Genomic DNA, 21,525 nt, shown 5'->3' with positions numbered 1-21,525 from the left:
GAATTCTCAGAGTAAAGCTAGTACTCCCGGTATCGCAAACCAGTAGTATCAACGCATGCCGCGATTGACCAGGGTGCAGCGTCAGGAACAGACGCGCGCCGAGCTGCTCGACGCGGCGAAGGCCCGGTTCCTCAAGCACGGCTATGCGTCCACCAGCCTCGACGACATCGCCGACGACGCGGGCTACAGCAAGGGCGCGGTGTACTCGAATTTCGGCAGCAAGCCCATCTTGTGCAGGGAAGTGCTCGAGGCCATCCATCGCGAGAAGTTCTCCGAGATGTCCCAGCTGGCGATGTCCGATGCCGACATCCCGAGCCGCGTCGAAGCAGTGAACGCCTGGCTGGAACGCACCGCCGGCGACGTGGGCTGGACGATGCTCGAACTCGAATTCGTGGTGCTGTCGCGCAACGATCCCGAGCTGGGACAGATGGTCACGGCGCTACGCAACGAAGCGGCCCAGATGGTCGTCGACGTATTGCGTTCTCTGGCGGTCGACTTGGGGCTCAATGAAGAGCAGCTGGTCGCTGTTGGCGTGATGGACAGCTTCGACGACATCGGCAACCTGTTCCTCAGCGCCGGCATCGGGCTGGGGATTCAGCGTGCGGTCGATCCGACGCTGCCGGCGCGACCGGTCACCGGTGCCATCACCCGGTTGATGAATCTGCTTGCGCTCCTTGCGGCTACGCGGGACTGAAAGTCGGGTTACGGCACCAGGACCCGCAACGCGTCCGGTACCGCGGACACTGTCACCGGCAGCGGGCAGACGAATTCGCCGTCGGCATAGGCGTTTATCCCGGGCACGTCGACGGTTACCGTGCGTGCGCGCCGCGTGGTCACCTCGTCGAGGTGCACGTGCGTGCCCTTGAACACCGTCGGGAACAACCGGATCAACTTGGTCCGTGAAGCCGAAGCCGCCATGGTGACGTCGAGCAGGCCGTCGTTCAGGTCGGCGCCCGGGCAGATCAGCATGCCGCCGCCGTAGCTACGGCCATTGCCGAATGTCGCCAGTGTCATCGGCATTTCGGTCTCCGGGCCGCCGTCGAAGCTCACCCGGCACGTCAGCAGCCGCAACTGCGACAGTTCGACCAGCATCGCCGCGTTGTAGCGCATCCGGCCGCGCGGCCATGTCATCCGGTTGGCTCGGTCGGTGACCAGCGAGTCGAATCCCGCCGACATCACCGTGCCGAACCACCGCAGCGTGCCGTCCGATCCCTCGATCCGGCCGAGGTCGATGGTCCGGGTCTTGCCCGTCGCGACGATGTCGGCGGCGGCTTCGGGGTCGTCCCGCGGAATCCCGAATTCGCGAGCATGATCATTGCCGGTGCCGGCGGGAATGATCCCCAGCGGCACGTCGCCCTGTGCAAGTGCTTGCAGCGCAAGCGAAATGATGCCGTCGCCGCCGGCCACCACCACCGCGTCGGTGCCATGGTCCAGTGCTTCGTCGAGCAGTTGGCGGGCGTGGGCGGCATCGGATCCGATCAACTCGACCACGTCGACGCCGCGGCGTTGCAGTCGCGCAACGGCACGCTGCGCTGCCGCGGAGCCCCGACCCTGGCCGGACGCCGGGTTGGTCAGGAGCGTGATCCTCACGGGATCAGCTTGCCAGGGTTGAGGATTCCGCCGGGATCGAGCACGTTCTTGACCGCGCGCAGCACCTCGACACCGAGCTCGCCGACCTCCGCCGTCATCCACGGTTTGTGGTCGGCGCCGACCGCGTGGTGGTGGGTGATGGTGGCGCCGCAGCGCACCATCGCCTCGGACGCAGCGGTTTTCGCCGCGCGCCACTGTTCGATGGGGTTGCCGCGCTGGCCGGCGACGACGGTGAAGTACAGCGAGGCGCCGGTGGGGTAGACGTGCGAGATGTGGCACATCACCAAAGCCGGTGTGCCGCTTTCCTGAAGCGAGGTGGTCAGCGCCTCGGTGACGGCCGCCTTGAGCGCGGGCACGTTGGACCACGTCGTCGCGGTCTCCAGGGTCTCGCACAGCGCGCCGGCGCTCAAGAGCGAGTCGCGCAGGTACGGGGCGCCGAACCGGCCGTGCTGCCAGGCGCGGGCCGGGGCCTCGCCGAGCGAGGTGCCGCCCTGGGCGGCCAGCAGCGCCCGGGTTTCGTCGTGGCGGCTTTCGGCGTGTGCGGCAGTGCCTTCGAACAGCGTGATGGCCAGGCAGCCGCCGGTGATGGTCTGCTCGCCGATGCTCTCGGTGGTCGCCAGGTTGATGCCGGTCTCGACCTCGTCGGACAGTCGGATGACGGTCGGGCCGGTGCCGGTCTGGACGACCGCCCGCAATGCCGCTGCGCCGGTGGCGAAGTCGGGGAAGGACCATGCTTCGTAGCGGGTCGTCTCGGGCACCGGATGCACGCGCACCCGCACGCGGGTGATGACGCCGAAGGTGCCCTCCGAGCCGACGATCAGCTGGCGCAAGTCGGGACCGGCCGCCGATGCGGGCGCCCGGCCCAGGTCGAGGACGCCGGCCGGGGTGACGACCGTCAGGCCGCGCACCATGTCGTCGAACCGGCTGTAGCCCGCGGAGTTCTGCCCCGACGACCGCGTCGCAGCAAACCCGCCGATGGTGGCGAATTCGAAGCTCTGCGGGAAGTGGCCGAGGGAAAAGCCTTCCGCGCCAAGGAGTTCCTCGGCTTGCGGGCCGGTGACACCGGCTTCGAGCTCGGCTTCGCCGGTCTCCTTGTCGATGGCGACCAGCCGGTCCAGGCGGCGTAGATCGAGCGAGACGACGGCGTTGAAGCCGTCGCGGATCGGGTCGACTCCGCCGACCACGCTGGTGCCGCCGCCGAACGGGACGACCGCGATGCGGTGCTCGGTGCAGTAGCCGAGGATGGCCGCGATCTGTTCTTCGTTGCCCGGCAACAGGATCGCGTCGGGTGCGTCCTGCTCGCCGGTGTCCTTGCGGCGCAGCAGGTCCAGCGTCGACTTGCCGCCGGCGCGCAGCAGGCGGTCGTGAGCATTGGTGCGGCAGAACTCGTCGCCGACGATGGCCGCGAGCGCGACGCGGTCGGCGTTGGGCAGGGCAGAGGGACGCAACGTGACCTGCTCGGCCTCGAGCTCGTCGACTGGGTTGGCGTCGATACCGAGGGCCGCGGTCAGCAGGCCGCGGATGCCGTCGGACAGTGGCTTGGCGGCAGCAGGGTCACCCCAGGCGTTCCACTTCATCGGCGGTTCGAGGTGGTCACGTGTTGCGGTCATGCGTTACAGTATTACACATGATGTCAATCAGTAACGATGAACCTCGGGATTCCCTGGATGCCCGAATCGTCGACGCTGCGGCCGACTGCGTGATCGCCTTCGGGGTGGATCGCGTGACGTTGGCCGAGATCGCGCGCCGCGCCGGGGTCAGCCGGCCGACGGTGTACCGGCGCTGGCCGGATACCCAGGCGATCCTCGCGGCGCTGCTGACGACGCGAATCACCAACTCGCTGGGCGAGGTCGCGGTCAGCGGCAATGACCGCGACGCGATCGTCAAGCGGATGGTCGGCATGGCCGAGCGGCTGCGCGACGACGAGGTCATCATGTCCGTGCTGAGCAGCGCACCTGCGCTGGCGATGGTCTACATCGCCCAGCGGATGGGCACCAGCCAGCAGATCCTGCTGGAAGTGCTGGCCGGCGCGTTGGCCACGGCGCAAGCCGACGGCAGTGTCCGCCCCGGCGACCCCAAGCAGCTCGCCGCCATGTGCCTGCTGATCGTCCAGTCGGCCATCCAGTCGGCGCAGATGGTCGCGCCGGTCCTCGACGTCGCCGCGCTGGACATCGAACTTGCTCACTCGCTGAACGGATACCTGAAGCCATGACCAGCACTCCTGATGCGGCCCGCCGCAGCTCCCTCAACGCCGCCCGGCGTACCGCCGAGCTGACCGCCCTGGCCGACGGTGACCGGGTCGACGTCGTCGTCATCGGCGGCGGCATCACCGGTGTCGGCATCGCGCTGGATGCCGCCAGCCGCGGCCTGTCGACGGTGCTGGTGGAGAAGCACGACCTCGCCTTCGGCACGAGTCGCTGGAGTTCCAAACTGGTCCACGGCGGCCTGCGCTACCTCGCCACCGGCAACGTGGGCATTGCCCGGCGCAGTGCTATCGAGCGCGGCATCCTGATGAGCCGCAACGCGCCCCATCTGGTGCACGCCATGCCGCAGCTCGTGCCGCTGTTGCCCGAGATGAACCGGGCCTCAAGGGCTTTGGTGCGCACCGGCTTCATCGCCGGCGACGGCCTGCGCCGCCTGGCCGGCACGTCGGCCTCGGTCCTGCCGCGGTCGGGCCGCGTCAACGCGACGCGTGCCGCCGAACTGGTGCCCGCGGTCCGTCGTGATGGCCTCGACGGCGCCTTGCTCGCCTATGACGGCCAGCTGATCGACGACGCCCGCCTGGTCGCCGCGGTGGCGCGGACCGCCGCCCAGCACGGTGCCCACATCCTGACCCGCGTGGCAGCATCGGACGCCACCGGGACCTCGGTGCGACTGACCGACCAGCTCACCGGCGAGTCGTTCCAGTTGGCCGCCCGCGCGGTGATCAATGCCGCCGGTGTATGGGCCGGCGAGCTCGACAGCGCGATCAAGTTGCGGCCCAGCCGGGGGACGCACCTGGTGTTCGATGCCGCGGCATTCGGCAATCCGACTGCGGCCCTGACGGTTCCGATCCCTGGTGAGCTGAACCGGTTCATCTTCGCGATGCCCGAGCAGCTCGGCCGCGTCTACCTCGGTCTCACCGACGAAGACGCACCGGGCCCCATTCCCGATGTGCCGGAACCGACTTCGGCCGAGATCACATTCCTGCTCGACACCGTCAACACCGCCCTGGAGACGAGCCTGGGGCCCGACGACGTCTTGGGCGCCTATGCCGGGCTGCGGCCGCTGATCGACACCGGCGAGGGCAACACCGCCGATGTCTCCCGTGACCATGCCGTCGTCGAATCCGCTGACGGCGTGCTCAGTGTCATCGGCGGCAAGCTGACCGAATACCGCTACATGGCCGAGGACGTGCTGGACCGGGCGGTGGCGCTGCGCGGGCTCGGTGCGGGGGAGTGCCGGACCCGGAACCTGCCGTTGGTCGGCGCCCCGGAGAACCCGGTGTCGGTGAATCATGTTGCAGCGCTGCCCGAATCGCTGGTGGCACGTTACGGCGCGGAGGCATCGAATGTCTTCGCCGCCGCCACGTGTGACCGTCCCACCGAACCGGTGGCCGACGGAATCGACGTCACCCGAGCTGAATTCGAGTACGCCGTCACCCACGAGGGCGCACTCACCGCCGACGACATCCTGGACCGTCGGACCCGCATCGGGTTGGTCGGCACCGATCGCGAACGCGTCGCTGCCGCGGCGCAGGAGTTCATCTAAGGGGCGCGCGTCTGAAGCCGGCGTACGGTCGCCGAGATTTCCGTCGGCATGGTCCCGCGCGATCAGCCGGATCGGGTGCGTTGGAATCAGCATGATTTTTGCGGATTCGGCGACACGTCCGGTGGTCAAGCCTCTCGCGGCAACTCGAGCCGATTCAGGGCCGGTATCCGGTGGCACTGCTTGCCTTTACATTTCGCAGATGGCAATCACTTTGCACTGGTTCCTGCCGACCAACGGTGACTCGCGCACGGACCTGAGCCTTGGCAACGCGGTGGGTGCGGCAGGGAGTCGGGCAGACGCCTTCGGCGCGGACCGGGCTCCCGACCTCGACTACCTGAGTCTGGTGGCCGGTGCCGCGGAGAAGCTCGGGTTCACCGGGGCGCTGACCCCAACCAGTAGCTGGTGTGAGGACGCCTGGGTGTTCACGGCGGCGCTGACCCAACGGACTGAACGCTTCAAGTACCTGGTGGCCTTCCGGCCGGGGTTGCAGGCGCCGACGTTGGTCGCCCAGGCCGCCGCCACATACCAGCGAATCTCGCGGAACCGATTGCTGCTCAACGTTGTCACCGGCGGCGACGACGTCGAGCAGCGCCGCTTCGGTGACTACCTCGGCAAGGCGGAGCGCTACGAGCGGGCCGCCGAATTCCTCACGATCCTGCGGCAGCTGTGGTCCGGCGAGCCGGTCACCTTCACCGGCAAGCACCTGTCTGTGGAGAACGCGACCATCATTCCTGCCGAGACCTGGCCAGAGATCTACCTGGGCGGCTCCTCGGCCGAGGCGCTGGAAGTGGCTGCCGAACATGCGGACGTATACCTGACCTGGGGTGAGCCACCCGCTCAGGTCGCCGAGAAGCTCGATGCGGTGCGCCACCAGGTGAAGAACCTGGGTCGAGCGCGGCTGGCGGCCGGTGAACTGCGGTTCGGGATTCGCCTGCATGTCATCAGCCGCCCCACCGAAGAGGAGGCGTGGGCGCAGGCCGACAAGTTGTTGGCGGGCCTTGATCCCGAGAGCATCAGTCGCGCCCAGCAGGTTCAGCGCAACTCACAATCTGAGGGCCAGCGGCGGATGTCTGCCCTGCACGGCGGCCGGACCGACAACCTGGAGGTGTCACCCAACTTGTGGGCCGGCATCGGACTGGTTCGTGGCGGCGCCGGCACCGCGCTGGTCGGCAGTCATGAGCAGGTCGCCGACCGCATCGCCGAGTATCACGAGCTCGGCATCGACGAGTTCATCCTGTCCGGATATCCGCATCTGGAAGAGGCCTACTCCGTCGGCGAGGGGGTCACCCCCATCCTCGCGGAGCGTGGCCTGCTCGCTGAACGGCACTCCTGAGCATGGTGCGAACCCCGGTTCCCAGGACGCACGAGCATGTCGTCGCCACCGCGGAAGAGTTCGCGGCAGCGGTGAAACCCGGTGCAGTGGAACGTGACCGGGTCGGCGCTGTGCCCCGCGCAGAAGTCGCGGAGTTCGAGAACCTGGGCCTGCCGGCCATCACGGTGCCGGTCGACGATGGCGGAGATGGGCTCGGGCCTCGGACGCTGGCAGAGGTCATCAGGATCGTCGCGGCAGCTGATCCGGCCCTTGCCCAGACTCCGCAGGGTCATTACCTCGCCGTGGACATCCTGCGCCTCCTCGGCACACCACTGCAGCGAGCCCGAATCCTGCCCGCTGTCGTCGACGGCGCGCGCATCGCCCCGGTGCTCGCCGAGCGTGGTGGCCACCATGCCCAGGATCTCAAGACTCGCCTGATCAGCGACGGCACGCGCTGGCGCGTCGATGGCACCAAGTACTACTGCACCGGTGCCATCACGGCTCGTTGGCTGGCAGTCAGCGCGCTCGATCCCGACGGTCGTCTCGTGCTGGCGTTCGTCGAACGTGACGCACCCGGTGTGGCCATCGACGAAGACTGGGCCGCCATGGGGCAGCGCTCGACCGTCAGTGGCACCACCACCTTGGATGGCGTCGCGATCGACGGCGACCTGGTGGTGCCCTACTGGTCGGCATTCGAGAAACCGCAATTGCTGGGCGCCCGCGCCCAGCTGGTCCACACCGCCATCGAAGCTGGTATCGCGGAGGGTGCCCTGGCCGATGCCGCCGAGTTCGTCCGCACCCGCAGTCGCCCGTTCTTCGAGGCGGTGCGTTACGGCGGCGCCAACGCCGCGAGCGACGATCCGCACATCCTGCTGCGATTCGGTCAACTCGCCACCCGGACCCGCGCGTCGACCCAGCTACTACGTTGGGCCGCAGGCGAACTCGAAGACATCGGGCTCGACGTCGCCGATCCCGACGCGGCCGCGCACGGCTCGATCGCGGTTGCGCAGGCCAAGGCCTTCGCCAGCGAAGTGGCCGTCGACGTCGCCAGTCAACTCTTCGCGTTGACCGGCGCGAGCGGAACCGACCGCCGCCATGACCTTGACCGGCACTGGCGTAACGCGCGGACCCACAGCGTGCACGACCCCGTCGACTGGAAGTACCACCACATCGGCGCGTGGGAACTCTCCGGCGTGGCACCGCCGAATCACGGGCAGATCTGAATGCACTTGCGATCCGGCGGATTCTGAATGTTCAGGCGCTGCCAGGTACCCGATAACGTCGCCACATGGCCGCGAATCTGGAAGAGGCACAGGTTGATTCGCCTCCGCTGAAATCGCAACCGTTCAAGCCGGCGCTGTTGGTCGCGGTGACGGCGGGACTTGGGTACGGCTTTGACTCATACGCGGTGAACATCTACGGCTTGGTCCTGCCCGAGATCAAGAAGACCCTGCAGATCACCGAAGCGCAGGCCGGTTACATCGGGTCGATCTTCCTGGTCGGCTACACCATCGGGACCATCGGATTCGGTATTGCCGCCGACCGGTGGGGACGCAAGGCCACCCTGGGCGCGTCGATCCTGCTCTACGGCATCACCACGGCATTGGCCGGCATCACCACAAACCTGGCCGCCTTCACCGGTTTGCGTTTCCTCACCGGTGTGGGCGGAGCCGGCGAGCTGGCGGTCGGCGCCCCCTACACCGCCGAGGTTTGGCCGACCAAGACGCGGGCAATCGGCGTGGGCGGGGTCATCTTCTCGCTGTTCTCGCTCGGCTACGTCCTCGCGGCGGCCGTCGCGCTGGTGCTGGTGCCGCGCTACGGCTGGCAATCGGCGTTCATCGTCGCCATCGTCCCGGCCATCATCTTGTTCCTTGTCCGCCAGGGCATTACCGAATCGCCGCGCTACACCGAGGTCAACGAGGTGCGGAAGCTGCACCGCATCCCGAGAGCAAAACTGTGGCAGCTACCCGGTGTACGCCGGCGGCTGATCGTGGGCTGGCTGATCTACACGGCCAACGCGGTCGGCTACTGGGGTTCCACCCTGTTTCTGACGACGTACATCGTCAAGAGGTTCCATGCGTCCACCACCGATGCGATTCGCTACGCCCTGGTGTTCTTCCTGCTGCAGGTCGTCTTCGTCTTCATCGGCACCGCGTTGGCCGACAGGTTTGGGCGCCGTCCTTCCGCGATTCTCGGCGCCGTCATCGAGGCTGGTTCCGCGATCCTGGCGGCCACCTCGGATTCGCTGGCCGAATACCAGGTCTACGGAGCGATCTCCATCGCCACCCTCGGCTGGCTGTGGGGAGTCGGGGATGCGTACATTTCCGAGTTGTTCCCAACAGTGCTGCGTGGCACGGGATTTGGTGTCGCCGTCGGCGGCGGGCGCATCGCGTCGATCGCCGCGCCGACCGTCGTCGGCTGGGCCATCGGTCATTACGGCGTGCAGACGCCCTATCTGGCGCTGTCGGCCATCTGGCTGCTGACCATCGTCGGCTATCTGTTCGGGCCCGAGACCAAGGGCAAGGAGCTCGACGACCTCGCCGACGAGGCTCTGGTGGCACCCATCGGTTAAACAGCGCCGAATGGCCAGTTATTGCACGGGTTTTCGAGAGATGCGTGCCGGAACTGGCCGGTGAGCTAAGGCTGCTGGGTGAGCAACAGGTCGCGAATCGGCGAATACGTGTGTCGCTGCCACATGGCCTGCACCGGTACCAGCAGCGGTGGCTGCAGGTCGACGACCGTCACCCGGCCGTCCATCACCGGCCCGACCGGATGCGTGACGAACGCCGCGGCGCCCGTCGTCAGCGGAGCGGCCACCGTCGCCGCGCCCTGGACGCGGCTGACCACGTAGTCCGGCTCGAAGCCGGCTCGTCGGCAGGCGCCGAGCAGCAGGTCGCTGTAGTAGGACGCGCCGGGCGGTGCCCAGAGCGCGATCCGTTCGTGGGCCAGGTCGGTGAGGTCGACGGCGTCGCGCTGCGCCAGCGGGTGCGAACTCAACATGGCGACGCGGACCGGGTGATAGCCCAGCACCGCGGTGGCGAGGTCGCGGTCCGGCACCACGCCGCGGCGCAGGGCGAGCTGGATCGATCCGTCGAGCAGCGCGGGGGACAGCTGATCCGGAAACATCTGGCGGAAGGTGAAGGACACGTCGTCGAAGGCGTCGATCACCGGCTCCAGCAGCGCGTACGCCTCGGTGCTGTCGAGCGCTGGGGTATGCCCGACGACGTAGTTCTCCCGCGCGGCGCTGGCCACCTGCTGCACGTGATCGGTGACGGTGTGGGCGGCAGCGAGCAGAGTGCGCGCATCGCTGTGCAGCTGGCGGCCTGCGGGCGTCAGCGTGACCCGCCGGCCGTCGCGATCGAAAAGTGTTGCACCCAGCTCTTTTTCGAGTTGTCGGATGGAGCTGCTCAGGGCCTGCTGGCTGAGGTGCAGCTGATCCGCGGCGCGGGTGAAACCGCCGGCATCGGCGACCGCGAGGAAGTGCTGCAGCCGGCGCAGATCGGGATAGGGCCTGGTCATGCCGCCACCCTATCTACAACTAATAATTGTGGATAGGTAGGAAAGATTCGTTTCTATTTGTGGTTTGGCGTGGCTAGCGTGGGCCTCATGAGCAATCTCGAAGGCAAGTCAGCAGTCGTCGCCGCCGGAGCCAAGAACCTGGGCGGTCTGATCAGCACCACGCTCGGCGCGCGCGGCGTCAATGTCGCGGTGCACTACAACAGTGCAGCCACCGAGGCCGATGCCGATCAGACCGTCGCCGCGATCGAGGGCTCCGGTGCCAAGGCCATCAAGGTCCAGGGTGACCTCACCATCCCCGGCAACGTGGAGAAGCTGTTCGACGCGGCGGCCGAAGCGTTCGGCGGCGTCGACATCGCGGTCAACACCGTCGGCAAGGTGCTGCGCAAGCCGATCGTGGAAACGACTGAGGCCGAATACGATTCGATGTTCGACATCAACGCGAAGGCCGCGTACTTCTTCCTGCAACAGGCCGGTCGCCGGCTGAACGACGGCGGATCGGTCATCACCATCGTGACGGCGCTGCTGGCGGCGTTCACCGACGGGTACAGCACCTACGCCGGCGCCAAGAGCCCTGTCGAGCACTTCACCCGCGCCGCGGCGAAAGAGTTTGCGGCGCGCGGGATCAACGTCAACAACGTCGGCCCCGGACCCATGGACACGCCGTTCTTCTACGGCCAGGAGACCCCGGAGCGTGTGGCGTTCCACAAGTCGCAGGCGATGGGCGGCCGGCTGACCCTCATCGAGGACATCGTGCCGCTGGTGGTGTTCCTCGCCGACGAAGGGCACTGGGTGACCGGCCAGACCATCTTCGCCAACGGTGGTTACACGACGCGGTAACAGCCGCCGAGCAGACGCAAAACTGTCGAAAACCACTGGTTTTCGACAGTTTTACGTCTGCTCGCGGGTGAAATTCAGCGGCGCCAGAACAAGTGGTGGATGACGCCGCTGGAGCTGGGCACCACGTCGCAGTGGTACCTGTCGAGCAGCTCGTCAGGGGACTCCCAGAGTCGTGAGCCCTCGCCGAGCGTCACGGTGGGGGACACCACGATGTGCAGGGTATCGATCAGGTCGGCGTCGAGGAACTCCCGGACAGTGGTGGCGCCGCCGCCGATGCGAATGTCTTTGCCCTGCGCTGCTTCTCGGGCCAGTTCCAGCACCTCGGCCGGCCCTGCGTCGACGAAGTGGAACGTGGTGTCCGACAAGGTGAACGACGGCCGCAGGTGGTGTGTCATCACGAACACCGGGGTGTGGAACGGCGGCTCGTCGCCCCACCAGCCCTGCCAGTCGAGATTGGCCGGCCCGCGGTAGGGGCTGAACTTGTTGGCGCCCATGATCTCTGCGCCGATGTTGTGGTGGAAGTCGCGGACCAGGAAGTCGTCCAGGCCGCGCGTGCCGCCTGGCTCGGTGCGATTGGGCCAATTGGCGGTCGCGCCGGCCCAGGCGAACATGGTGCCCGGGTCGGCGTGGCCGAAGGGCCGCTCGAAGCTCTGCCCGACACCGGCGCCGAAGCCGTCCGCCGAGACGTTGAAGTTCTGCACCTTCACCAATTGCGTCATGGTTGTACAGACTCCTACCGCCGGCAGAACTCATCGCCCATCAACGGCGAATGGCCAGTTATGGCACGAAATTCGGAAGAATGCGTGCAATAACTGGCCACTCGGCGCCGGGAAAAACCCTAGAGTGCGATGTTCTTGTGGCGACCGCGGCGGGCCGGGGCCTCGGCGAGGGCCTGGGTGATCTTCGAGCGGGTGTGGGCCGGATCGATCTTCTCGTCGACCACGCCGATGTCGATGGCGGAGTCGACACCACCGGCGATGCGCTCGTGCTCGAGGGCCAGCTCTTCGTGCAGCGCCTCGCGCTCGGCAGCGTCCTCGACAGCGGCCAGCTTGCGCTTGTGCAGGATGCCGACGGCGGCCTTGGCGCCCATGACGGCGACCTCCGCGTCGGGCCAGGCGAACACCTTCGACGCACCGAGCGATCGCGAGTTCATGGCGATGTAGGCGCCGCCGTAGATCTTGCGGGTCACCAGTGTGACGCGGGGGACCTCGGCCTCACCGAACGCGTGCAGCAGCTTCGCGCCGCGGCGCACCACGCCGCCCCACTCCTGGTCCACGCCGGGCAGGTAGCCGGGGACGTCGACCAGCACGACCAGCGGGATGCCGAAGGCGTCGCAGAGGCGCACGAAACGTGCGGCCTTCTCGGCGCTTTCGGAGTTCAGGCAGCCGCCCAGGCGCAGCGGGTTGTTGGCGATGACGCCGACGGAGCGGCCGGCGAGGCGGCCAAGGCCGACCACGATGGACGGCGCCCACTTGGACTGGAACTCTTCGAACGGGACGCCCTCGTCGAGCAGGGCCTCGACGATCGGGTGCACGTCGTAGGCGCGCCGGGCCGACTCGGGCATGAGGGCGCGGATGTCGGTGTCGCCGGCCTCGGCCTTGTTGCGGTCGAAGTGGCCCTGCTGGCTGAACAAGCCGACCAGGCGCTGGCCGCGCGCGTAGCAGTCGAGTTCGTCGTCGGCGACGATGTGGCACACGCCGGACTTCTTGTGGTGGGTGTCGGGTCCACCGAGGGAGACCATGTCGACGTCCTCACCGGTGACGCTGCGGACGACGTCCGGGCCGGTGACGAAGACGCGGCCCTCAGGGGCCATGACGATGACGTCGGTCAGCGCGGGGCCGTAGGCGGCACCACCGGCGGCGAAGCCGACGACGAGCGAGATCTGGGGGATGTAGCCGGAGGCCCGGATCATGGCCTCGAAGACCTGGCCGACCGCGTGCAGCGCGCGCACACCTTCGGCCAGACGGGCGCCACCGGAGTGCCAGATGCCCACGATGGGGGCCTGCTCGTCGATGGCGGTGTCGTAGGCGCGGACGATGTGCGCGCAGCCGTCGACGCCCATGGCGCCACCCATCACGGTGCCGTCGGTGGCGAACGCGATGGTGTGCACGCCGTTGACGGTGCCGGAGGCGGCCAGGACGCCCGACTTGTCGCGCTCGTGCAGCGGCTTGACGCTGCCCGGGTCGAAGAAGGTCGAGAGCCGCAGCAGCGGGTCGCGAGGATCAAGTGATTCGGCGGCCGTCGCCTCAGGTGCCAGGGTCGTCATTTTCCAGTCTCCTTGATCTCGCGGTCTGCGCTGCGTTGCTCAGTACCGGCCGAAGGCGAGCGCGACGTTGTGACCGCCGAACCCGAACGAATTGTTGATTGCGTACTTGTAGTCGCCCTGTCGCGGAGCCTTGGAGACCACGTCCAGATCGATCTCCGGATCCAGGTTCTCCAGGTTCAGTGTGGGCGGAACCACGCCGTCTCGCAGCGCGAGCACGGTGAGGATGGACTCCACCGCGCCGACGGCACCCACCGAGTGGCCCAGCGCCGACTTGGGGGCGTAGACCGCGGGCCGGTGGCCCTTCATGGCCTTGTTGATGGCCACGCCCTCGGCGACGTCGCCGACGCTGGTGCCGGTGGCGTGCGCGTTGATGTGGTCGATGTCAGAAGGAACGAGCCCCGCCAGTTCGATGGCCCGGCTCATGGCATAACCGGCCTGTTCGCCGTTGGGGTCCGGGGCCACGATGTGGTAGCCGTCCGAGGTCACGCTGGCACCCATCAGGCGAGCCAGGATGTTGGCGCCGCGGGCCTTGGCGTGTTCCTCGGTTTCCAGCACCAGCATGGCGCCACCCTCACCGAACACGAAGCCGTTGCGGTCGCGGTCGAATGGGCGGCAGGCACCCTGCGGGTTGTCATTGCTGTTGGACAGCACGATGCGCATCTGGGCGAACCCGGCGATCGGCACTGCCTCGATCTTGGTTTCGACGCCGCCGCAGATGGCGACGTCAGCCTCGCCCAGCACCAGTTGGCGCCAGGCGTTGGCGATGGCTTCCGAACCGGAGGCACACGCCGAGATCAGGGTGCTCACCCCGGCCTTGGCCTTGCGATCCAGTCCGACGGCAGCTGCCGCGCCGTTCGGCATGAACATCTGGACGACCAGCGGCGACACCGCGCGCAGGCCGCGTTCCCGCATGCCGTCGTAAGCGAATACCAGCTCCTCGGCGGAACCGATACCGGTGCCGATCGACACCATGAGCCGACGCGGATCAACGTCCGGCGAGCCTGCGTTTTCCCAGACTCGCCGGCCGATGACCGTCGACATTTTTTGCAGATATGACAGGCGACGCAGCTCGATGCGCGTCAGTTCGCTTTCGAAGTCCTCGAGGAGGTGCCCGCCGATTCGGACGGGGAGGTCGTACTCCTCAATGAACGAGTCGTTGAGGAGACGAATCCCGCTCTCTCCTGCGAGGAGCTTCTGCCACGTGGTTTCAGCATCGGTTGCCAGCGCAGTCGACATGGCTATGCCAGTGACGACGACGTTGGGGAGACCATTCCCCGTAGACAACCTGTTAGCGGTTACCCCTGCCATTACAGCTCCAATGTCCCTTCGACTTAATAGCGCCCAAAGGCCAGGGCGACATTGTGTCCACCGAAACCGAACGAGTTGTTGATGGCGTACTTGTAGTCGCCATAACGAGGCTCGCCCGCAACCACATCGAGATCGATGGCCGGATCCGGGGTTTCGTAGTTCAGCGTCGGGGGGATGACCCCGTCGCGCAACGCGAGGACGGTCAACACCGACTCGAGCGCACCGACCGCACCGATGGAGTGGCCGAGCGACGACTTGGGTGCGTACACCGCGGCGTTCTGGCATCCGGCAACGCGGATGGCATTGGCCTCGGCGGTGTCACCGATCGGGGTGGCCGTGCCGTGGGCATTGATGTGGTCAATGTCCTTGGCGTCCAGCCCGGCGGTCTCCAGTGCACGCTTCATCGCGGCACCGGCCCGCAGACCGTTGTCGGCCGGAGCCACCATGTGGAACGCATCCGAGGTGATACCGGCACCCATCAGGCGGGCGATCGGCTTGGCGCCACGGGCCAGGGCGTGCTCTTCGGTCTCGATGATCATCATCGCGCCGGCCTCGCCGAACACGAAGCCGTCACGATCCTTGTCGAACGGCCGCGACGCAGCCGCGGGATCGTCGTTGCGGGTCGACATGGCACGCATCATCGAGAACGCCGCGATGGGCAGTGCTTCGATGGCGCCTTCGACACCACCGACGACGGCGAAGTCCGCGTCGCCCATGACGATCTGACGCCAGCCATGGGCGATGGCCTCAGAACCCGACGAACACGCCGACACCGGGGTGATGACCCCGGCGCGGGCGCCCAGCTCCAAGCCGGCGACCGCAGCCGCACCGTTGGGCATGATCATCTGAACGGCGAGCGGGCTGACCTTGCGGATGCCGCCCTCGTTCATCGCGTCGTAGGTTTCGACGATCTTCTCGCCGCCACCCAGACCGGTGCCGATCACGACTGCGAAACGATCGGGATCGACCTCGGGCGCACCCGCGTTCTTCCACAACCGTCGCGCCAGTACGAGCGACATGCGCTGCACGTAGGAGTTGCGACGCAGCTCGACGCGGGTCAGCTGGCTTTCCAGGTCATCGACCAGGTGGCCGCCGATACGCACCGGCAGGTCCCACTTCGCGACCCAGTCGTCCTCGAGAGTGCGGATGCCGCTCTCGCCTGCCAGGAGGCCCTTCCACGTGCTCTCGATGTCAGCAGCGAGCGCCGTGGTTGCCTCCACGGCGGTCACCACTACGTTCGGGAAGCCTCCGTTAGCAGTGGAAGGCCTGGTCACTTCGTGAACTTATCGCGCAGCGCGGCAGCAGCCTCGGGGTTCTCTTCCTCGAGCTTCTGGATGTAGGCGACGACGTCACCGACGGTGCGCAGGCCAGCCAGGTCCTCATCCGGGATCTTCACGCCGTACTTGTCCTCGGTCTGAACGGCGATCTCAACCATCGACAGCGAGTCGATGTCCAGGTCGTCGACGAAGGACTTCTCGGGGGTGACCTCAGACGGCTCGATACCGGTGACCTCTTCGATGATCTCGGCGAGGCCGGCGATGATTTCTTCTTGGTTGGCAGCCACGATGGCTCCTTCTTTTTGTTGTGTCGGCACACCGGATTTGGTGTGCCGGGTTGGTTGTTTCGGCAAGCAGCCCTGTCAGAACTCGGTGAGTCCGTCCAGGTCTGCGGGTGTCTTGATGGGATGCGTGGGCACGCCCTTGACTTCGCGTTTGGCGATCCCGGTGAGGGTGCCGGCCGGCGGGAATTCGATGATGCCGGTGATTTCCTGACCGTCGAAGCGCTCGCGCAGCGTGGCCGAGCACAGGTCCCAGCGGACCGGACGGGTCATCTGGGCGACCAGCTTGGCCATGGCGTCTGCCGCATCGGCGACCGGCTGGCCATCGGCGTTGGACAGCAGGGTGGTGGTCGGCTCGCTGGGGGTCACGGTCGCCGCGGCGGCCGCGTACGGCTCCTGCGCCGAGCCCATGAAGTGCGTGTGGAAGGCGCCGGCGGTGGCGAGCACCCGGACCCGGGCCTTGGCCGGCGGATCCTCGGCCAGCTTCTCCAGCGCCGCGACAGCACCCGCGGCGACGATCTGCCCCGCCGCGTTGCGGTTGGCCGGGACCAGCTCCAGGGCTTCGAGACGAGCCAATACCTCGGCCTCGTCGCCACCGAGCACCGCGGCCATACCGGTGGGCTCCAGCGCACAGGCCTTGGCCATCTCCGCGCCGCGGGTGGCCGCGAGCTTGATGGCCTCGTCGGCGGAGATGACGCCGGCGATGGCGTAGGCGGCGATCTCGCCGACAGAGTGGCCGGCAACGATCGTGGTGGCACCGGCCAGCAGGCCGCGCTTGGTCAGCTCTTCGTGTGCGAGCAGTGTGGCCGCAACGACCAGAGGCTGGGTCACCGCGGTGTCGGTGATCTCCTCAGCGGTCGCCGTGGTGCCCAGCTGGGCCAGATCCAGGCCGCTGATCTCCGACCAGGTGGCCAGACGGTCAGCAGCGCCGGGCAGCTCCAACCAAGCGGTGAGCATGCCGGGCGTCTGAGATCCCTGCCCGGGGGCAAGCAGCGCAAGCACAGGTGTTTGAGGCACGGATTAAGAAAACACTGTGAAGCGGGTTTTATGCCGTGTAAGAGATTATGAACCTCGTCTTAAAGTTTTGTGGAATGTCTACAAAAACGCACGTTATGCAACGTTGGTGAGACCTCGCTGCGATGTGGATCACCCCGCGGAGTCACTTATTACCGCCCAGTAGGCCACGGTCGGGTGCTCTGATCAGGCGATTTGTGGGTTGGTTTGGGGCGCCTGACGGCTCAATCGGCCCACTGTGGACGCCACACGGAGCACATACGCATCCCTGGGCACCATCGGATCGCGCCCGGTGAAGTCCGCGATCCGGCGCAACCGGTACCGGACGGTGTTTGGATGAACGAACAATTTGCGGGCGCACGCTTCTATGGCGCCGCCCGCGTCGAGGTAGGCATCGAGCGTCTCTGTCAGGGCCGGACCGGCGTCTGCCAGCGGCCGGACCACCTCGAGTTCCAGGGCGGCCATGGCCGACCGGTCGCCCAATAGGGCCCGTTCGGGCAGCAGTTCACGGGCTGGCACCGGGCGGGGTGCGCCCGTCCAGCCGCTCACCGCGTTCATCCCGGCGATGGCCTCTGTGGCGCTGTAATGCGCCGCCGCCAGCGTGGCGGCCGTCGGCCCGATCACCACCGGGGCGTCGGCGAACACGGCCATCAGTTCACCCAGGAACCGGTCGGTGGGGGAGATCTGTCCGGACACGATGGCCACCAGCCAGGTGCCGTGGACGTCGGACAGTGCGACGCGGCCGTGGCGGGTGACGACGTCGTGCACGTCCTCGCTGGCCAGATCGGCCCGGTCGGGTCGGGGGAAACCCACCACGACGGTCGCGGGCGCGGTGGCGTCCCAGTTCAGCGCCGCGGCTTGGGACTGCAGTCCAGGGCCGACGTCGCCGCGTACGACGGCGTCCACGACGTTGGCTTCCATTCGGGTGTCCCAGGCGCCGCGGGCCTCGGCCTGGTCGGCATAGGCGCTGGCGGCCGCGAAGGCGAGGTCACGGCTGTACCGCAGAATGCCGGCGGTCAGCGCGGTCAGTTGCTCCTCGGTGCGGGCCAGCAGTGGCACCACTTCCTCGAAGAACTCCATGGTGGTCCGCACCATCTCCACCGACTGCCGCAGCGCGATCCGGCGCCGCAGATCCTGGGGCACGACCTCGAAGGCCTCTGCGGTGTAGCTGACGTCGCTGTTCGGATCGCGCATCCACTCGACGAAGTTGACCACCGCGGTCTGCACCACCAGATGCACGCTGGCGCGCTGGGAGGCCTCTAGCTCGGCGAAGAACGGCAGCCGCTCTTCGAGGGCATGCACCGCCTGGGTCGCCAATGTGCCGGAGTACTGCTTGAGGCGACGCAGCACCGTCTCCGGCACGTTCTCGAGCACTTCGAGCGTCGACTTGGGCGGAACGAACCGATTGCCGGCCGTGTTGTCGGGCATAGCTAAAAGCTACGCCTGATTTCTGGAGATTTCCGCCAATCCAGCTACGCCGAGATGACGGTTTCTGACGTATATCGGGCGATTTTCGTCAGAAACCGTCATGTCGGCGCAATAGGGCTACGCGCTGCCGGTGTCCGCGTACGACACCTCGGCCGCGGAGACGTCGTCGATCCGGTACTGCTTGGCGGCAGCGACGGCCACCGACGGATCGATCTCGCCGTCGCGGGCGAGCGCCTCCAGCACCGCCACCACGACCGACTCGGCGTCGGTGTTGAAGTAGCGGCGGGCCGCCGGACGGGTGTCGGAGAAGCCGAAACCGTCGGTGCCGAGGGTGACGTAGGTGTTCGGCACCCAGGGACGGATCTGCTCGGGCACCGCGCGCATCCAGTCCGACACCGCGACCACGGGGCCCGCGGTGTTCGCGAGCTTGGCGGTCACGTACGGCACCGGCGCCTGCTGGTCCGGGTGCCGCAGCGCGTGCCGGTCGATGGACACGCCGTCGCGGTTCAGCTCGCCCCAGCTGGTCACCGACCACACGTCGGCCGCCACATCCCAGTTGGCGGACAGCATGTCCGCGGCGCGCAGCGCCTCGGGCATCGAGACACCGGACGCCAGGATCTGCGCCGTGCTCGAGCGCTTCTCCGGCGCGGCGCGGAACCGGTACATGCCGCGCAGGACGCCCTCGGGATCGAAGTTCTCGGGCTCGGCCGGCTGCTGGTACGGCTCGTTGTAGATGGTGATGTAGAAGTAGACGTTCTCCGAGTTCTCGCCGTACATGCGCTCGAGACCGTTCTCGATGATGTACGCGATCTCGTACGCGAACGCCGGGTCGTACGCCACCACCGCGGGGTTGGTCGACGCCAGCAGCAGCGAATGTCCGTCCGCGTGCTGCAGGCCCTCGCCGGTGAGCGTGGTGCGCCCGGCGGTGGCGCCCAGCACGAAGCCGCGGCCCATCTGGTCGGCTGCCGCCCAGAACCCGTCGCCGGTGCGCTGGAACCCGAACATCGAATAGAAGATGTAGATCGGGATCATCGGCAGGTCGTGCGTGGCGTACGACGTCGACACGGCGGTGAACGACGCCGTCGACCCGGCTTCGTTGATGCCCTCGTGCAGGATCTGGCCGATCTCACTTTCCTTGTACGCCAACATCAAATCGGCGTCCACGGCGGTGTAGAGCTGGCCGTTGCGGTTGTAGATCTTCAGGCTCGGGAACCACGAGTCCATGCCGAACGTGCGGGCCTCGTCGGGGATGATCGGCACGATGCGCGGCCCGATGTTCTTGTCCCGCAACAGTTCTTTGAAGGTACGCACCGTCGCCATGGTGGTGGCCACGGCCTGGTTGCCCGAGCCCTTCTTCAGCGACTTGTAGACCTCGCGGCCCGGCAGCGGCAGCGGCTTGGACTTGGTGCGCCGCTCCGGCAGGAAGCCGCCGAGCGTCCGGCGCCGGTCGAGCATGTAGCGCAGCTCCGGCGACTCGGACCCGGGGTGGTAGTACGGCGGCAGATACGGGTTCTCTTCGAGCTGGGCGTCGGTGATCGGCACCCGCGTCGCGTCACGGAACTTCTTGAGGTCGTCGAGCGCCAGCTTCTTCATCTGGTGCGTCGCGTTGCGGCCCTCGAAGTGGCTGCCCAGGGTGTAGCCCTTGATGGTCTTGGCCAGGATGACCGTCGGCTGCCCCTTGTGCTCCATGGCGGCGCGGTAGGCCGCATACAGCTTGCGGTAGTCGTGGCCGCCGCGCTTGAGGTTCCAGATCTCCTGGTCGGTCATGGGGTCGACCAGCGCCTTGGTGCGGGGGTCGCGCCCGAAGAAGTGGTCGCGCACGTACGCGCCGTCGTTGGCCTTGTAGGTCTGGTAGTCACCGTCGGGCGTGACGTTCATCAGGTTGACCAGCGCGCCGTCCTTGTCGGCGTGCAGCAGGGCGTCCCATTCGCGGCCCCACACCACCTTGATGACGTTCCAGCCGGCGCCGCGGAAGAACGACTCCAGTTCCTGGATGATCTTGCCGTTGCCACGGACCGGGCCGTCGAGGCGCTGCAGGTTGCAGTTGACGACGAACGTCAGGTTGTCGAGCGCCTCGTTGGCGGCGACCTGGATCAGGCCGCGGCTCTCGGGCTCGTCCATCTCGCCGTCGCCGAGGAACGCCCACACATGTTGGTCGCTGGTGTCCTTGAGTCCGCGGTCGTGCAGGTAGTGGTTGAAGCGCGCCTGATAGATGGCGTTCATCGGGCCCAAACCCATTGACACCGTGGGGAATTCCCAGAAATCGGGCATCAGGCGGGGGTGCGGGTACGACGGCAGGCCGCCGCCGGGGTGGCTGTGCTCCTGCCGGAAACCGTCCAGCTGGTCGGTCGACAGGCGGCCCTCGAGGAAGGCGCGGGCATAGATGCCGGGGGAGGCGTGGCCCTGGATGAAGATCTGGTCGCCGCCGCCGGGGTGGTTCTTGCCGCGGAAGAAGTGGTTGAAGCCGACCTCGTACAGCGACGCCGACGATGCGTACGTCGAAATATGGCCGCCCACACCAACGCCGGGGCGCTGCGCGCGGTGCACCATGATGGCGGCGTTCCAGCGGATCCAGCGGCGGAAGCGGCGCTCGACCTCTTCGTCACCGGGGAACCACGGCTCGAGATCGGTCGGGATGGTGTTGACGTAGTCGGTGGACGTCAGCGCGGGGATGGACACGCGCATCTCGCGCGAACGCTCCAACAGCCGAAGCATCAGGTAGCGGGCACGCGCTGGGCCGGAACGGCCCAGCAGGTCGTCGAACGATTCCAGCCATTCGGCGGTCTCGTCGGGGTCGATGTCGGGTAGGTATGACGCGACACCGTCACGAATCACCCGGACCCGGTCGGGTTCGGCTGAAGTACTGGAGTTTTGAGCCAGGTCTTGGCGCACGAACTCAGTGGTCAACTGCCACTCCTTGCTATTCGATTTTGGCGGTGCTTT

Annotated in this window: 18 protein-coding genes; 7 read left to right on the top strand and 11 right to left on the bottom strand. The window is 67.2% G+C overall.

The window, feature by feature from the left end:
* Nucleotides 1–55 precede the first annotated feature (55 nt).
* Nucleotides 56–694, top strand: coding sequence for a TetR/AcrR family transcriptional regulator (locus TL10_RS17180; protein ID WP_043986537.1), 639 nt, complete (start codon nucleotides 56–58; stop codon nucleotides 692–694).
* A gap of 8 nt (nucleotides 695–702) precedes the next feature.
* On the opposite strand, the gene TL10_RS17175 is transcribed toward TL10_RS17180, so the two are convergent.
* Both TL10_RS17175 and TL10_RS17170 read right to left on the bottom strand, forming a co-directional pair.
* On the bottom strand, nucleotides 703–1,590 hold the full coding sequence (locus TL10_RS17175; protein WP_192830254.1) for a diacylglycerol kinase: 888 nt from the start codon (nucleotides 1,588–1,590) through the stop codon (nucleotides 703–705).
* Nucleotides 1,587–3,167: an FAD-binding oxidoreductase gene (locus TL10_RS17170; protein WP_110789115.1), complete on the bottom strand. Its 1,581-nt coding sequence runs from the start codon at nucleotides 3,165–3,167 to the stop codon at nucleotides 1,587–1,589. Before TL10_RS17170 ends, TL10_RS17175 begins: the two co-directional genes overlap by 4 nt.
* A gap of 50 nt (nucleotides 3,168–3,217) precedes the next feature.
* On the opposite strand from TL10_RS17170, the gene TL10_RS17165 reads away from it, so the two are divergent.
* The 5 genes from TL10_RS17165 to TL10_RS17145 all read left to right on the top strand — a co-directional run bounded on the left by TL10_RS17165 (nucleotide 3,218) and on the right by TL10_RS17145 (nucleotide 9,224).
* The gene (locus TL10_RS17165) at nucleotides 3,218–3,802 is read left to right on the top strand and encodes a TetR/AcrR family transcriptional regulator (RefSeq protein ID WP_043986535.1); all 585 of its coding nucleotides are present in this window, start codon (nucleotides 3,218–3,220) and stop codon (nucleotides 3,800–3,802) included.
* Nucleotides 3,799–5,340, top strand: a complete 1,542-nt coding sequence (locus tag TL10_RS17160; RefSeq protein ID WP_043986534.1) for a glycerol-3-phosphate dehydrogenase/oxidase — start codon at nucleotides 3,799–3,801, stop codon at nucleotides 5,338–5,340. Before TL10_RS17165 ends, TL10_RS17160 begins: the two co-directional genes overlap by 4 nt.
* 199 nt (nucleotides 5,341–5,539) lie before the next feature.
* Entirely contained in the window at nucleotides 5,540–6,673 is a 1,134-nt protein-coding gene (locus tag TL10_RS17155; protein WP_043986533.1) for an LLM class flavin-dependent oxidoreductase, read from the top strand.
* A 2-nt stretch (nucleotides 6,674–6,675) separates the two neighbouring features.
* A complete protein-coding gene (locus TL10_RS17150; protein ID WP_043986532.1) occupies nucleotides 6,676–7,875 on the top strand; it encodes an acyl-CoA dehydrogenase family protein in 1,200 nt (399 codons plus the stop codon).
* 65 nt (nucleotides 7,876–7,940) lie between these two features.
* A complete protein-coding gene (locus TL10_RS17145) occupies nucleotides 7,941–9,224 on the top strand; it encodes an MFS transporter (RefSeq protein ID WP_043986531.1) in 1,284 nt (427 codons plus the stop codon).
* A gap of 65 nt (nucleotides 9,225–9,289) precedes the next feature.
* Here the strand turns inward: TL10_RS17145 and TL10_RS17140 are convergent, their stop codons facing one another.
* The gene (locus TL10_RS17140) at nucleotides 9,290–10,171 is read right to left on the bottom strand and encodes a LysR family transcriptional regulator (protein WP_043986530.1); all 882 of its coding nucleotides are present in this window, start codon (nucleotides 10,169–10,171) and stop codon (nucleotides 9,290–9,292) included.
* A gap of 87 nt (nucleotides 10,172–10,258) precedes the next feature.
* Here TL10_RS17140 and TL10_RS17135 point away from each other — a divergent pair, with 87 nt between their 5' ends.
* Nucleotides 10,259–11,008 (top strand): SDR family oxidoreductase, encoded by a 750-nt coding sequence (locus TL10_RS17135; protein WP_043400520.1) that lies wholly within the window; start codon nucleotides 10,259–10,261, stop codon nucleotides 11,006–11,008.
* Between the two features lie 74 nt (nucleotides 11,009–11,082).
* On the opposite strand, the gene TL10_RS17130 is transcribed toward TL10_RS17135, so the two are convergent.
* From TL10_RS17130 to aceE, 8 genes are all read right to left on the bottom strand, one after another.
* The gene (locus tag TL10_RS17130) at nucleotides 11,083–11,727 is read right to left on the bottom strand and encodes a dihydrofolate reductase family protein (protein ID WP_043986529.1); all 645 of its coding nucleotides are present in this window, start codon (nucleotides 11,725–11,727) and stop codon (nucleotides 11,083–11,085) included.
* Between the two features lie 119 nt (nucleotides 11,728–11,846).
* Complete coding sequence (locus TL10_RS17125) at nucleotides 11,847–13,274, bottom strand: acyl-CoA carboxylase subunit beta (protein WP_043986527.1); 1,428 nt, start codon at nucleotides 13,272–13,274, stop codon at nucleotides 11,847–11,849.
* A 39-nt stretch (nucleotides 13,275–13,313) separates the two neighbouring features.
* On the bottom strand, nucleotides 13,314–14,582 hold the full coding sequence (gene kasB, locus TL10_RS17120; protein ID WP_043986526.1) for a 3-oxoacyl-ACP synthase KasB: 1,269 nt from the start codon (nucleotides 14,580–14,582) through the stop codon (nucleotides 13,314–13,316).
* A gap of 23 nt (nucleotides 14,583–14,605) precedes the next feature.
* On the bottom strand, nucleotides 14,606–15,856 hold the full coding sequence (gene kasA / locus TL10_RS17115) for a 3-oxoacyl-ACP synthase KasA (RefSeq protein WP_043986525.1): 1,251 nt from the start codon (nucleotides 15,854–15,856) through the stop codon (nucleotides 14,606–14,608).
* Nucleotides 15,853–16,146, bottom strand: a complete 294-nt coding sequence (gene acpM / locus TL10_RS17110) for a meromycolate extension acyl carrier protein AcpM (RefSeq protein WP_043400507.1) — start codon at nucleotides 16,144–16,146, stop codon at nucleotides 15,853–15,855. Before acpM ends, kasA begins: the two co-directional genes overlap by 4 nt.
* A gap of 75 nt (nucleotides 16,147–16,221) precedes the next feature.
* Complete coding sequence (locus TL10_RS17105) at nucleotides 16,222–17,142, bottom strand: ACP S-malonyltransferase (protein ID WP_192830256.1); 921 nt, start codon at nucleotides 17,140–17,142, stop codon at nucleotides 16,222–16,224.
* Nucleotides 17,143–17,340: 198 nt separating this feature from the next.
* Nucleotides 17,341–18,582, bottom strand: coding sequence for a PucR family transcriptional regulator (locus TL10_RS17100; protein ID WP_043986523.1), 1,242 nt, complete (start codon nucleotides 18,580–18,582; stop codon nucleotides 17,341–17,343).
* A 117-nt stretch (nucleotides 18,583–18,699) separates the two neighbouring features.
* Nucleotides 18,700–21,489 carry a pyruvate dehydrogenase (acetyl-transferring), homodimeric type gene (aceE, locus tag TL10_RS17095; protein ID WP_043986521.1) on the bottom strand — a complete coding sequence of 930 codons (2,790 nt, stop codon included), beginning with the start codon at nucleotides 21,487–21,489 and terminating at the stop codon, nucleotides 18,700–18,702.
* Nucleotides 21,490–21,525 lie beyond the last annotated feature (36 nt).

The organism is Mycolicibacterium llatzerense (assembly GCF_000878195.1).
In the GTDB taxonomy this organism is placed as follows: domain Bacteria; phylum Actinomycetota; class Actinomycetes; order Mycobacteriales; family Mycobacteriaceae; genus Mycobacterium; species Mycobacterium llatzerense.
This window is presented reverse-complemented; position numbering and strand designations above follow the sequence as displayed.

What these genes read in the sequence shown, in the direction of transcription:
- TL10_RS17170 (WP_110789115.1), bottom strand. Translation starts at nt 3,167, where the DNA reads ATGAAGTGGAACGCCTGGGGTGACCCTGCTGCCGCCAAGCCACTGTCC.
- TL10_RS17180 (WP_043986537.1), top strand. Translation starts at nt 56, where the DNA reads ATGCCGCGATTGACCAGGGTGCAGCGTCAGGAACAGACGCGCGCCGAG.
- TL10_RS17160 (WP_043986534.1), top strand. Translation starts at nt 3,799, where the DNA reads ATGACCAGCACTCCTGATGCGGCCCGCCGCAGCTCCCTCAACGCCGCC.
- TL10_RS17135 (WP_043400520.1), top strand. Translation starts at nt 10,259, where the DNA reads ATGAGCAATCTCGAAGGCAAGTCAGCAGTCGTCGCCGCCGGAGCCAAG.
- kasB (WP_043986526.1), bottom strand. Translation starts at nt 14,582, where the DNA reads ATGGCAGGGGTAACCGCTAACAGGTTGTCTACGGGGAATGGTCTCCCC.
- TL10_RS17100 (WP_043986523.1), bottom strand. Translation starts at nt 18,582, where the DNA reads ATGCCCGACAACACGGCCGGCAATCGGTTCGTTCCGCCCAAGTCGACG.
- TL10_RS17145 (WP_043986531.1), top strand. Translation starts at nt 7,941, where the DNA reads ATGGCCGCGAATCTGGAAGAGGCACAGGTTGATTCGCCTCCGCTGAAA.
- TL10_RS17130 (WP_043986529.1), bottom strand. Translation starts at nt 11,727, where the DNA reads ATGACGCAATTGGTGAAGGTGCAGAACTTCAACGTCTCGGCGGACGGC.
- TL10_RS17140 (WP_043986530.1), bottom strand. Translation starts at nt 10,171, where the DNA reads ATGACCAGGCCCTATCCCGATCTGCGCCGGCTGCAGCACTTCCTCGCG.
- TL10_RS17150 (WP_043986532.1), top strand. Translation starts at nt 6,676, where the DNA reads ATGGTGCGAACCCCGGTTCCCAGGACGCACGAGCATGTCGTCGCCACC.
- TL10_RS17155 (WP_043986533.1), top strand. Translation starts at nt 5,540, where the DNA reads ATGGCAATCACTTTGCACTGGTTCCTGCCGACCAACGGTGACTCGCGC.
- TL10_RS17165 (WP_043986535.1), top strand. Translation starts at nt 3,218, where the DNA reads ATGATGTCAATCAGTAACGATGAACCTCGGGATTCCCTGGATGCCCGA.
- TL10_RS17125 (WP_043986527.1), bottom strand. Translation starts at nt 13,274, where the DNA reads ATGACGACCCTGGCACCTGAGGCGACGGCCGCCGAATCACTTGATCCT.